At 37.7% G+C, this 13,830-nt stretch carries 11 protein-coding genes; all 11 read right to left on the minus strand.

Features of this window, described 5'->3' with window-relative positions:
* Positions 1-113 precede the first annotated feature (113 nt).
* Complete coding sequence (gene ftsY / locus GFJ36_RS19980) at positions 114-1,103, minus strand: signal recognition particle-docking protein FtsY (RefSeq protein WP_000007644.1); 990 nt, start codon at positions 1,101-1,103, stop codon at positions 114-116.
* A gap of 15 nt (positions 1,104-1,118) precedes the next feature.
* Complete coding sequence (gene smc / locus GFJ36_RS19985) at positions 1,119-4,688, minus strand: chromosome segregation protein SMC (RefSeq protein ID WP_097889672.1); 3,570 nt, start codon at positions 4,686-4,688, stop codon at positions 1,119-1,121.
* A 147-nt stretch (positions 4,689-4,835) separates the two neighbouring features.
* On the minus strand, positions 4,836-5,573 hold the full coding sequence (gene rncS, locus GFJ36_RS19990) for a ribonuclease III (protein WP_001146867.1): 738 nt from the start codon (positions 5,571-5,573) through the stop codon (positions 4,836-4,838).
* Between the two features lie 58 nt (positions 5,574-5,631).
* Positions 5,632-5,865 carry an acyl carrier protein gene (acpP, locus tag GFJ36_RS19995; RefSeq protein WP_000786062.1) on the minus strand — a complete coding sequence of 78 codons (234 nt, stop codon included), beginning with the start codon at positions 5,863-5,865 and terminating at the stop codon, positions 5,632-5,634.
* Between the two features lie 69 nt (positions 5,866-5,934).
* Positions 5,935-6,675, minus strand: coding sequence for a 3-oxoacyl-[acyl-carrier-protein] reductase (gene fabG, locus GFJ36_RS20000; protein WP_097889671.1), 741 nt, complete (start codon positions 6,673-6,675; stop codon positions 5,935-5,937).
* Positions 6,675-7,619 carry an ACP S-malonyltransferase gene (gene fabD, locus GFJ36_RS20005; protein WP_048546019.1) on the minus strand — a complete coding sequence of 315 codons (945 nt, stop codon included), beginning with the start codon at positions 7,617-7,619 and terminating at the stop codon, positions 6,675-6,677. Before fabD ends, fabG begins: the two co-directional genes overlap by 1 nt.
* Before the next feature lie 14 nt (positions 7,620-7,633).
* Positions 7,634-8,626 (minus strand): phosphate acyltransferase PlsX, encoded by a 993-nt coding sequence (gene plsX / locus GFJ36_RS20010; RefSeq protein ID WP_000684108.1) that lies wholly within the window; start codon positions 8,624-8,626, stop codon positions 7,634-7,636.
* Positions 8,623-9,216, minus strand: a complete 594-nt coding sequence (fapR, locus tag GFJ36_RS20015; RefSeq protein WP_048546022.1) for a transcription factor FapR — start codon at positions 9,214-9,216, stop codon at positions 8,623-8,625. Before fapR ends, plsX begins: the two co-directional genes overlap by 4 nt.
* Before the next feature lie 88 nt (positions 9,217-9,304).
* Complete coding sequence (gene recG, locus GFJ36_RS20020) at positions 9,305-11,353, minus strand: ATP-dependent DNA helicase RecG (protein WP_097889670.1); 2,049 nt, start codon at positions 11,351-11,353, stop codon at positions 9,305-9,307.
* A gap of 283 nt (positions 11,354-11,636) precedes the next feature.
* On the minus strand, positions 11,637-13,313 hold the full coding sequence (locus GFJ36_RS20025) for a DAK2 domain-containing protein (RefSeq protein ID WP_000027123.1): 1,677 nt from the start codon (positions 13,311-13,313) through the stop codon (positions 11,637-11,639).
* A 22-nt stretch (positions 13,314-13,335) separates the two neighbouring features.
* Positions 13,336-13,698: an Asp23/Gls24 family envelope stress response protein gene (locus GFJ36_RS20030; RefSeq protein ID WP_000021109.1), complete on the minus strand. Its 363-nt coding sequence runs from the start codon at positions 13,696-13,698 to the stop codon at positions 13,336-13,338.
* Positions 13,699-13,830 lie beyond the last annotated feature (132 nt).

Raw genomic sequence — 13,830 nt, forward strand, 5'->3', positions numbered from 1 at the left:
GTGATTTCCCTTTACATGAATTAGTTTACATGGAGTACAAAAGAGTGTCAAGTTTTTTTCTTAACATCACATATTTTTATAGAAAAAGAAGCGGAAAATACCGCTTCTTTCACTTACACTTCTTCTGTTTCTACTAAGTTCGCAAATAAACCATACACATATTGTTCTGGATCAAACTGCTGCAAGTCATCCATTTGCTCTCCTAATCCAACGAATTTCACCGGTACATCCATTTCGTTACGAATCGCTAATACAATACCACCTTTAGCAGTTCCATCTAACTTCGTTAAAACAATACCAGTAACATTCGTTGCTTCACGGAATGTCTTCGCTTGACTTAAACCGTTTTGTCCTGTTGTTGCATCAATAACAAGTAATACTTCGTGAGGAGCCCCCGGTACTTCACGCTCAATTACACGCTTCACTTTCTCTAACTCTTTCATTAAGTTTACTTTATTTTGTAAGCGTCCTGCTGTGTCACATAGTAATACGTCTACTTTACGTGCTTTCGCGGCTTGTACAGCGTCATACATAACCGCCGCTGGATCAGATCCTGACCCTTGTTTAATCACTTCTACACCAACGCGATCGCCCCATACTTCTAATTGTTCAATCGCTCCTGCGCGGAATGTATCTCCTGCCGCCAATAGGACAGACTTACCTTCTGATTTGAATTTATGTGCTAGTTTACCAATCGTCGTCGTTTTCCCTACGCCGTTAACACCGACAAATAAAACAACTGTTAATTGATCCTCTTGCATATTAATTTCGTTACTAAACTCACTGTCGCCTTTGTAAATTCCTACTAACTTTTCTGAAATAACAGCTTGTACTTCTTTTGGATCTTGGATGTTACGACGTTGCACTTCTTCTTTCAATTGATCAATTAATTCCATTACCGTCGAAACTCCGACATCTGCACCAATTAAAATTTCTTCTAATTCCTCAAAGAAATCTTCATCTACTTTACGATAACGATAAACTAAATCATTTACTTTATCTGCAAACGAATTTCTCGTTTTTTCTAATCCATGTTTAAATTTCTCTGTTACCGTATCTGTTTGTTTTGAAATTTTTTCTTTTAATTTTTTAAAAAAACTCATACTGTCCCATCCTTCCTAATTACTTGCAACTAGTTCTTCTCCATCATCCAAACGAACCGAAACAAGTTTAGATACCCCTGACTCTTGCATTGTTACACCGTACAATACGTCAGACTCTTCCATTGTACCTTTTCTATGTGTAATAACAATAAACTGTGTCTCATCACTAAATCTCTTTAAATACTGCGCAAAACGGGCAACATTCGCCTCATCAAGAGCCGCCTCTACCTCATCTAATACACAGAATGGGACTGGGCGCACTTTTAAAATACCGAATAACAGCGCAATTGCTGTTAAAGCACGCTCCCCACCAGAAAGTAAACCTAAGTTTTGCAGTTTCTTCCCTGGCGGTTGCGCTACAATATCAATACCAGTATTTAATAAGTCCTCTGGATTCGTCATGACTAAATCCGCTCTACCGCCTCCAAATAATTCAGAGAATACCGATTGAAACTCCATTCGAATTCCTTCAAACGTAGTAGAAAAACGTTTTTTCATTTCTTCATCCATTTCGGTAATAAGTTGGTGCAATGTCGCTTTCGCTTCTTCTAGGTCATCTTTTTGCTCTAGTAAGAATGTATGACGCTCTGCTACACGCTCATACTCTTCAATTGCCCCTAAGTTCACTGTGCCTAGCTCTTCGATGGATAATTTAATTAGTTTCACCTTTTTACGTGCATCCTCTGCAGGCATCATCATTGTATACTTCAGTTTTGCTGCTTCAAATGAAATCGTATATGTTTCACGTAAATGTTGTAATCTATTTTCTAACTCTACATCAAGTCGGTTTATTTTTACTTCTTGATTTTTCAGCATCTCAAGAATGTATTTATGTTTACCTGTTGTTTCTTTCAGATTACGTTCTAAATGTTCTACTCTCTCTTGTAACGATACGCGTTGTTCACGACGAGAGCGAATTAACTCTGAAGTTTGATTACGATCATATGCTTTCTTCTCAATCATATTCGTAATCTGTTCTTCACCACTTGAATTAGATGTCATTTCTTGTTTTAAGAATGCTAAATCCTCTTTCGTTTTGACAAGCGTTGCATCCGTTTCTTCTTTTTCCTTCGTCAATCGTTCAACTTTTTCTTTTTGATTAGATAAGCGTTGTTGCTTTTCAGCCGCCAACACTTTTAACTCAGTCATTTCTTTTTGCACTTTTTCCTTCGAAGAATGCTGCTCACTTTTTTGTTTTGTTAAAGCGACAATTTTGCTATCTAATTCCGTAATCTCCGCTTGAAGCGTTGCTAAAATCTTTTCTAGCTCTTCTTTACGTCCTTGTATTTTCACTTGATCTTGTAAGAATCCTTCAATCTCTAAATCGTAAATAGATAAACGATCATTAATACGATGTTCTTCTAATTCTAAGCGACTAATTTCTTCTCTTAATTTCTGTTCATCTACACGCTCTGCTTCTACACTTTGCCTTAGTTCCCGTATTTTCACTTCTTTTTCTTGAATCTCTTGCTTTACTGCTTTAACAAAGTTTTCTAACTTTGTCGTTTTTTCTTCCATATCAGTTAACTTGTTCGTCCACTCTTCTAGCTCACGTTGACGTCCTAATAAAGAAGATTTCGCCTGTTTTACCGCTCCACCAGTCATAGAACCACCAGGGTTCACTACATCACCTTCGATTGTTACAATGCGATAACGGTATTGCAATTGTTTCGCCAACTCATTCGCCCCACGTAAATCTTTCGCAACAATAACAGTACCTAATAAATTTGAAACTACATTTTCATATTTATTGTTATATTGCACAAGTTCTGCCGCCACACCTACAAACGATGGGTGTTGATTTACAATACGTAATTGTTCAAATGATAACGATCTACTTTTAATAACAGCTTGTGGTAAAAACGTTGCTCGTCCATGTTTATTTTGTTTTAAAAACGTAATTGCATTACGAGCATGTTCTTCTTTTTGTACGACAATATGCTGCATCGCTGCACCTAGAGCAATTTCCATTGCAATTTCATATTCTTTCGGTACCGTTAGCAGTTCTGCAACAGCACCCTCGATACCTTGCAACCTATCTTCTCTAGCTTTTAATACTTCACGTACCCCTTGATAGAAACCAGAGTAATCCTCTTGCATCTCTTCTAGCATTTCTTTTCGAGAACGTGCCTGTTGTACAAATTGATACGCTTGATACAGTTTTGTTTCATTTTCACTATACTGCGTCTTGCATTTCCCAAGTGCCGCTTCTGTCTTTTGTATATTCGAAAGGATACCAGCTACTTTTTCTTTCACTTGTTCATAACTTTCCACAAGTTTCGTCTTTTTCGCTGTAATTTCCATGCGTATTTCTACATATTTCGCATTTTCTTCATCGAGGCGTTCATTTTTTGAGTTTTGTTGTTTAGATTGTTCTTCAATCATAGATAACTCATTACGATGACTAGCTTGTTGATTTAAAAGTTCAATATAGTCACCTTTTAAATTCTCAATTTGTTCCTCTAAATTGTCAGCAAAAGTTGCAAGCAGTAGCTCATTATCATGCAATTTCGTCTCCAACTCTTTTACTTGATTTACAAATTGCATCAACACTTCTGTACTGGATTCAATTTCACCATCATAACTTGTAGCTTTCTCTGTTAATTCAACAATTAACTGTTCGAGTTGTGCACAATGCGTCGTTGCATTTTGTTTTCTCTCTTTTAATAACTCACGCTGTCCTTCTAACTTTTCTAGCTCTTTACTAGAAAGAAGCAGCACTTCTTGTAAGGAATCTACAGACTCATCTACTGCTTGTAATTGTCCTCGTAATTCCTCAAGCTCTTCTTCACCTTTTTGTAAATGCGTTGACATTTTAGCTTCTTCGTTTTTATTATGCCCAAACTGATTTCGAAGCGCTTCCCATTTCTCATGTAATTCTTCAATTTCATGTACAATAAGCGCCGCTTCTACTTTCTCTAATTCTTCTTTTTTCTCGAGATAATCTTTCGCAATAGAAGCTTGTCTTTCTAAAGGTTCTACTTGACTACTTAATTCGTGAATGATATCTTGTACACGATTTAAGTTTTCTTGTGTGTCTGCTAATTTCACTTCAGCTTTCTTTTTACGAAGTTTGTATTTCAGCACTCCCGCAGCTTCTTCAAATACACCACGACGTTCTTCTGATTTACTACTTAAAATCTCTTCAACTTTCCCCTGGCTAATAATCGAAAAAGCTTCTCTTCCCATACCAGAGTCCATAAATAAATCGATAATATCTTTCAATCTACATGATTGTTTATTAATATAAAAATCACTATCACCAGAACGAGATACACGACGCGTTACACACACCTCATTATATTCAATCGGTAAACGTTGATCTTCATTATTTAAAGTTAATGTTACTTCAGCAACATTAACTGCTCTTCTCGTATCACTGCCTGCAAAAATAATATCCTCCATCTTTGCACCACGTAATGATTTTGCAGATTGTTCACCAAGTACCCAGCGAATCGCATCAGTAATATTACTTTTCCCACTTCCATTAGGTCCTACTACGGAAGTTACACCTGGGACAAAATCAACAGATACACGCTCAGCAAAAGACTTAAACCCTGCTATTTCTAATCTTTTTAAAAACACGAAAGGCCTTCCTCCTATTCTCCGTTGTTATAACTGTTGTCTATACAAAAACAAGCTATTATACGGATTTCCCTTCCCTTTATTCACAAACAAAAAGAAAGTTTCATTCTATGCATAAGGAATCCCCCTCATTCAAAGGGGGATTCCTTATAGTTGTTCTTTTAATTTTTTCAATGCTTCTGCAGCAGCTTGTTGCTCTGCTTCTTTTTTCGACTTGCCACTACCAAGACCTAAAGCCACGTTATTTAACGTAACACGTGACACAAATTCTCGATTGTGGGCCGGTCCTTTTTCCTGCAAAATTTGATACTCAATATTGCCACTACCATCACGCTGAATCAACTCTTGTAATTGACTCTTATAATCCATCACATGAGAAAAAGCACCTTCATTAATTTTAGGGTATACAATTTCTTTTAAGAAGCCCCATACTGTTTCTAACCCTTGATCAAGATAAAGGGCACCAATAAACGCTTCAAAGACATCCGCTAATAAAGCTGGTCGTTCACGTCCACCTGTCATTTCCTCACCTTTTCCTAATAAAACAAGGCTACCAAATGACAACTCGTTTGCAAAACGAACAAGAGATGGTTCACATACAATAGCTGCACGTAGTTTCGTTAACTCTCCTTCGCTCATTGTCGGATATTTTTGAAACAGATACTGTGACACAGTAAGTTCCAATACTGCATCTCCAAGGAATTCGAGACGCTCATTGTCTTCATGCGGTTTTTTTCGATGCTCATTCACATACGATGAATGCGTAAATGCTTGAATCAATAATTTTTCATCTGAAAACGTAATACCTATCTCTTCTTGAAATACTTTAAACGCTTCACGATATTTTGTTTCGTATTTTTTTTCTCTATGTTTTCGGTACGGCATAAGTCCCTCCAGATATAAGCCGAGAAGCCCCGCTAAAAAACGGGACTTCACTTAAGCATTATAGATGACTCTCTATGTAAGTCACAGCATCGCCAACAGTAGCAATCTTTTCAGCATCTTCATCAGAAATTTCCATTTCGAATTCATCTTCCAATTGCATTACAAGTTCTACTACATCTAGGGAGTCTGCGCCTAAATCTTCTTTAAAGCTCGCAGCTGGTACTACTTCAGTTTCTTCTACACCTAAACGATCAACGATGATTTTTGTTACACGCTCTAAAACATCTGCCATTCCATTCACCTCCCCTCAAATATTATATTAAATATTGGCCAAAAAAACTAGTTGAAATCAATTCTTTTATTACATTACCATTCCGCCATCAACATTTAACGTTTGCCCTGTAATATATTTGCTTTGATCAGAAGCAAAAAACGTTACAGTATTTGCGATATCTTGCGCTTCACCAAACTGAGCTGCAGGAATTAACTTTAACATTTCGGCTTTTATATTTTCATTTAATATATCCGTCATATCAGTCGCAATAAAACCTGGAGCAATTGCATTTACAGTAATATTACGGCTCGCTAATTCTTTTGCTGATGTTTTTGTTAATCCAATTACACCCGCTTTAGCAGCAACATAGTTTGCTTGTCCTGGATTACCTGTCACTCCAACAACAGAAGCGATATTAATAATACGTCCATGACGCTGGCGCATCATGTATCGAGATACTGCCTTCGTACATAAGAATACACCTTTTAGGTTTGTATTAATAACTGTATCCCATTCTTCTTCTTTCATACGCATTAATAAATTATCTTTTGTTACACCTGCATTATTTACAAGAATATCAACTTGTCCAAATGTATCTACAGTTTGTTTCACCATATTTGTAACGTCTTCAGCATTTGCAACATCTGCTCTTACTGCAATTGCATCCGAACCTAATTTCTTTATTTCATCAACTACTTCATTCGCCTTTTGCTCATTACCAGCATAATTTACTACAACATTTGCCCCTTGTTTCGCTAAATCAATCGCAATCGCACGACCAATTCCACGTGAAGCGCCAGTTACTAATGCTACTTTCCCTTTTAACATCAGTTTTCTCCTCTCAAATTTGAAATGGTATCTTTTAATGTCTCTTCATCGTATATCGCATATGCTTTTACTGATGAATCAATTGACTTCATAAGCCCAGCAAGTACTTTCCCAGGTCCAATCTCAATAAATGTATCTACCCCTTGATTCACCATGTTTTCAATGGACGGGTACCATAAGACAGGCGAATAGAGCTGTTCAATTAGCTTTTCTTGAATAAGTGCACCACTTGTAATAACGTCTGCTGTTACATTTGCGATAACAGGAATATTCGTATCTTGAATTGTAATTTCTTTTAAGACACTTTGGAACTTCTCCGCTGCTGGCTTCATAAGCGAAGAGTGGAACGGTCCACTTACCTTAAGCGGAATTGCTCTCTTTGCACCATTTTCTTTCGCTCTTTGAGAAGCAATCTCAACTCCTTGCTTTGTTCCAGAAATCACAATTTGCTTCGTACTATTCATATTAGCGATTTGCACTGCATATCCTTCACTTGTTACTTCTTCTGTAACTTGTTTCAGCATATGTGGATCAGCACCTAAAATAGCCGCCATTGCACCTTCTCCACCAGGAACAGCTTCTTCCATATATTCCCCACGTTTTCTTACAGCATATACAGCGTCTTCAAAAGTTATTGCACCCGCTGCTACAAGAGCGCTATATTCACCTAAACTATGCCCTGCAACAAAGTCTGGTGTAATATCATACTCTTTCAAAGCTGTCAAAATAGCAAAACTCGTTGTTAATAAGGCCGGCTGCGCATTTGTCGTTAACGTAAGCTTTTCCTGCGGCCCTTCAAAAATCACTTCTGAAAGTGAATCTTGCAACACCTCATCTGCTTTCGCAAACACATTTGCAACCTCTTTATTATTCTCCGCTAACTGTTTACCCATTCCAACTGCCTGTGAACCTTGGCCCGGAAAAAGAAATGCTAGTTTTCCCATTTCAAATCCTCCTCTTATTGGAGTGGCTCTTTCTCCATTACGCTTGAAATAGTAGGAATAACTTCTTTCGCTACCATTTCTCTCGTTTGACGAATCGCACTAAATATTGATTGGTCATTGGAAGAACCGTGAGCCTTAATGACTGGAGCTTTCAATCCAAATAATGCCGCTCCTCCATACTCCGAATAATCCATTTTATCTTTTAATACCATAAGTTTTGGCTTTAATACCGCTGCTGCTAATTTGCTCGTAAACGAACTCATTAACTGCTCTTTTAACATAGAAAATAACGCAAGTGCTGTTCCTTCTAATGATTTTAGCGCTACATTCCCTGTAAAACCATCACATACAACAACATCTGCTACACCTTGCAATAAATCTCTTGATTCAACGTTCCCAACGAAATTAATTGGGGCATCCTTAAGCATTGCAAAGACTTGTTTTGAAAGCTCGTTCCCTTTGCCATCCTCTGTTCCAACGTTCAAAAGTCCAACGCGAGGATTTTTAATTCCTCTTACTTTCTCAGCGTATACAGATCCCATTACTGCATATTGATATAAATGAATTGGTTTTGCATCAACGTTCGCTCCAACATCTAACATAACAAAACCTTCTCCATCAACCGTCGGCATTGTAGGGGATAAAGCTGGTCGCTCAATTCCTTCCATACGACCTACAACGAACAATCCAGCCGCCATTAAAGCTCCTGTACTACCAGCTGATATACAAGCATCCGCTACGCCGTCTTTCACTTGCTGCGCTGCTAGTACCATTGAGGCTTGTTTTTTTCGACGAACGGCTCTTACTGGTTCATCTGTCGATTCTATTTTTTCATCTGTATGAAGTATAGTAATTCGTTCTTCACTCGTTAAGTATTGACGAATTTCCTCTTCTTTCCCTACTAACGTAATATGTAAATCAGAATATTCCTTAATAGCTTTCATTGCTCCTAATACGACAGCCTTTGGAGCATGATCGCCGCCCATTGCATCTATTGCGATTTTCATAAGTTGTTACCTTCCTCACTATAATTACTAGATCGATACATTTCAAAAGTGCCTGTAAAAACAAGTTCTTCTCCAACAAAGCTACGCACTTTGACAACGGTCCGTCCTTTATCATTCTCTACATCTTCAACGCGCGCTTTTGCAACAACACGCTCTCCTAATTTTACAGGACGAATGTATCGAATGGTAGACTTTGCAGTTAAAGCTAATTCTTCATCAATAACCGCAACAGCTAGTGAGTTTGCTTGTGCAAACAAATGATGCCCACGGGCAATCTGATTTCTTTTAAATACGTGTTCTACCTTCACTTCAAAGATAGAAATCGCATGTCTATCTAATTCTATATCGATAATTTCTCCGACAACCTCTTCTAACGGTAAAGATTTCACATCTTCTTCATGTTGCTTTGTAGCTACATGTTTAATTCTTTCTCTTAATTCAGGAATAGATAATTCCATACGGTCAAGACGTACGGTTTGTATACTCACTTGAAATTTTTCTGCTAAATCTTCATCCGTAATAAAAGGATTCGTTTCTATTGTTTGTTGTAATAATTGTTGTCTTTCTTTTTTACTTCTTCTTTTTTTCATACCGCACCATCCATTTTTATGACTAGGTACTAACAGTAGTATATAATCATTAAAAGTAGAATGCAACAAAAACTTTCGTTGCCTCCCTTTAATCGAGCTTCTCTCCTTGGAACACACCTGTCCCGTCAAGATAAGTACGCAGCGAAGCATACTGATCATTATGCCAAAACGCTTCTGATTCTACTAGTAACGCCGCATCTTGTCTAGCTGTTTCTAACGCTCGATAATCATGTACCATATCAGCAACCTTGAATTCTGGTAAACCACTTTGCTTACTTCCAAAGAAATCTCCAGGACCTCTTAACTCTAAATCTTTTTCTGACAATACAAATCCATCATTCGTTTCGGTCATAATACGCATTCGCTCTTTTCCCGTTTCCGATTTTGGATCCGCGATTAATAAACAATATGATTGTTCACTACCACGCCCAACACGTCCCCTGAGCTGATGGAGCTGCGATAAACCGAAACGCTCTGCATCATAAATAACCATTACAGTCGCATTCGGTACGTTCACACCTACTTCAACAACTGTTGTCGACACAAGAATTTGCACTTTATTTTCACTAAATTGTCCCATTATGTCTTCTTTTTCTTGAGATGAGAGTCTGCCATGCATTAATCCGACTTGACATTTCCCTTGATAATGATGAGTCAGCATACTATGTAAGTCAATCGCATTTTGTACATCAAGTTTCTCAGATTCTTCAATAAGGGGACAAATAACATATGCTTGTCTTCCTTTTTTTATCTCCTTCTCCACAAAACCGAGAACTCGATCTAACATATCATGTTTTGCCCAGTATGTTTCAATTACCTTTCTACCAGCTGGCATCTCATCGATTATAGAAACATCCATCTCTCCAAATGCAGTAATTGCTAACGTACGCGGAATTGGCGTCGCCGTCATAAATAAAACATCCGGACTTTCACCTTTCTCCCTTAAAACTCGTCGCTGCGCTACACCAAATCGATGTTGTTCATCAGTAATAACGAGACCTAACCTATGAAAGATAACTTCATCTTGAATTAAAGCATGTGTTCCAACAAGGATATCTATTTCTCCTTGTTCTAATTTTGCCAAAATCTCTCGACGCCTTACACCTTTAACAGAACTGGTTAACAATTCAACATTCATACCAAAGTGCGAGAACGTCTCTGCAAGCGATTGATAATGTTGCTCTGCTAAAATTTCTGTAGGAACCATTAAAGCACCTTGATAATGTGCTAACTTCGCTGCATAAAGGCCAATCGCTGCAACGACTGTTTTCCCAGAACCTACATCACCTTGCAACAGACGATTCATCCGATAAGGAGATGTCATATCTTTCATAATTTCATCTACTACCCGACGCTGTGCACCAGTTAATGGAAACGGAAGTGCATCAATAAACTCTTGCAATTCTGCTGAAGGAATTTCTTTTTTCGTCCCTTTCGAATTTTCCCTCTCCATTTTCCGTAATGTTTGCATTTTTAGCTGAAATAAGAAAAACTCCTCATATACAAAACGGCGACGTGCTTGTTTTAAATCTTCCTGTCCTGCTGGAAAATGCAACGCCCGAAGCGCTTCATAACGCGGCAATAATTTATATCGACTTAGCAATCCATCAGGTAACACTTCAACTATAGATTCTCCATACTCCTTGAACGCTTGGGCAATAAAACGGCGCATCTGTTTTACTGTAAGTTTCCCTTTCACTGAGTATACAGGCTCTACTTCTTGTTGACGTACAACTGGTCCAAAATGAAGCTCTGATACCGCAATAGTTTGACGGTGCTGATCCCATTTACCAGTAATCGTTACTGTTTCATTTAAATTTAACTTCTGCTTATAGTACGGCCTATTAAAGCATACAGCTGTAATTAAATAACGACCGACGAGGACACGAACCGTAAGACGCGACTTCTTCTTCCCATAATATTGCAGTAAAGGAGCACTATGAACCTTTCCCTCAACTGTTACACGTTCATCGTGCTTTACTTCAGCAAGATCTTTCATCGCATAATCTTCATAACGGTACGGAAAATGTTCTAATAGATGAGAAACTGTATAAATCCCCATCTCGTGTAGTAATTCAGATGTTTCTCCTCCGATTCCCTTTACATCCGTAACAGGAACTTGTACAACTTCATTCAAGATTCTCACGCTCCGTCACATTATTTTCTTTGATTCATTCATACTATTGACATCTGTAATCGCTCTCTTTCACCCTATATATTCTATCATAGGCATTCTTAGAGAAACTACTCAAATCCCTCATAAACAATACGAAAGAAAAGAGCCTCACTATTAGCAGCAAGGCTCTTTTTTATCTTCAATATGCTAGCCTTTTGAATAAAAACTAGTAATAAACTTCATATTACTACTTCTTACCCATTAGCAAGTAAGTAATCCATTTATTTTCAAAACGAATTTCTTCTTATTCTACAGAGAAGATGAACGAATACACCGGTTGGTTTCCAGCATGTACTTCTACTTCTGCATCTTCAAAATTCTCTTCTACAAATGCAACTAACTCAGCTACTTCTTCGTCAGTTGCATCTTCACCTTGTAGAATCGTTACAATTTCAGAATCTTCATCAATAAGTGCTTCTAGTAATTGCTTTGCAGCTCCTACTTTTGCAGCATTTGTTGATACAATTTTTCCATCTGCAATACACATGAAATCATCTTTTTGAATCGCTACACCATCAATTTCCGTATCACGTACAGCATACGTAATTTGACCGGTTTTCACATGAGATAAAGCTTCTTTCATGTTTTCTTCGTTCTCTTCTAACGTTCCAACTGGATTAAATGCTAACATTGCAGCCATACCTTGAGGAACTGTTTTTGAACGAATTACAATCACTTCTTGATCCACAACTGACGCTGCTTGTTCTGCTGCCATCACGATATTTCCGTTGTTCGGTAAAATAATGATTTTTTCAGCATTCGCTTCTTCAATCGCCTTCACAATATCCTCCGTACTTGGATTCATCGTTTGGCCACCTTCGATAACTTTCGTCGCGCCAATGCTCTCAAATAAAGTTTTGATACCAGATCCCATAGCAACAGTTACGATACCGTACGGTTGTTTCTCTTTAGACTGGCTAGTTGGCTCAGGCATCATAGTAGGCTCATCTAATAAAGCAGTATGCTGTTCACGCATATTTTCTACTTTAATCTTAATTAAACTACCATAGCGTTGTCCATAATTCATAGGATCTCCAGGATGTTCCGCATGAATATGAACCTTAACAACCTCATCATCTGATACAACAAGTAGTGAATCTCCGTACACACTAATATCTTCACGGAATTTTTGTTCAGAGAAATTATGTTCTTTCATTTTTTCAGGCTCTAATTTCACCATGAATTCCGTACAATATCCATACTTAATATCTTCTGTACTCAATTGGCTTTGTACACTACGGTGATGTTCTGCGCGTACCATGTCATTCATAGATGGTTGGGCAGACACATTAGAAGAAATCGTTTCTCCTTTTAAGTCAGCTAAAAATCCTTCGTATACAACAACAAGACCTTTACCACCGCTATCTACAACGCCAACTTGTTTTAATACAGGTAATAAATCCGGCGTACGATTTAACGATGCATTCGCTTCTTTCACAACGTCTTCCATAAACAAAACAAAGTCGCGCTGTTTTTTCGCAACTGTCACTGCATATTTACCCGTTTCTCTTGCAACCGTTAAAATCGTTCCTTCAATCGGTTTCATAACCGCTTTGTAAGCCGCTTCTACCCCAGCATCTAAAGCTGCAGCAAAATCAACTGTTGTTAATTCTTCTTTTTGTTCAATGGATTTAGAGAAACCACGGAACAACTGAGATAAAATAACTCCAGAGTTACCACGTGCTCCCATTAATAATCCTTTGGCTAAACTTACGCCGACTTTACCAGCATGCTGTGAAGGATTTGCTTTCACTTCACGTGCGCCTGAAGTCATTGATAAGTTCATGTTTGTACCGGTATCGCCATCTGGAACCGGAAATACGTTTAATGCATCAACAAGCTGAACATTATTTGTTAAATTATTCGCTCCTTGCATGATCATTTGTGATAAACGTTTCCCATCAATTTTTTGAATTGACACAGATTTTCCTCCTTAATGCACATTACAAGTTTATTACTTTAACTCCTTGTACGTAGATGTTTACAGAATCTACTGCTAGTCCTACAGTTTGATCTAATGTATATTTCACTTTCGTCTGCACGTTATGTGCTACTTCTGAAATTTTCGTACCATAGCTCACAATAATATACATATCAATATGTACTTCATCTTCATCTTTACGAACAATAACACCTCTAGTGAAGTTTTCTTTTCGTAAAATGTCTGTTAAACCATCTTTTAACTGATTTTTTGATGCCATACCTACGATACCGTAGCAATCTACTGCGGCACCTCCAGCAATTGTTGCAATTACATCTGTACTAATATCAATTTGACCATACTTCGTTTTAATTTCAATTGACATCTCGTTTCCCCCTTCATAAATGGTGAAAGTGAGCTAGACTACTTTAGTTACTATCATATAATCTTTTTAAAGAAAATTCCATCGTTCTTTCTTTTCACTCTCATATTTTATGTTTTAAATCACATTTTTTAT

Source organism: Bacillus sp. EE-W1, from assembly GCF_009760835.1.
In the GTDB taxonomy this organism is placed as follows: Bacteria; Bacillota; Bacilli; order Bacillales; family Bacillaceae_G; genus Bacillus_A; species Bacillus_A wiedmannii.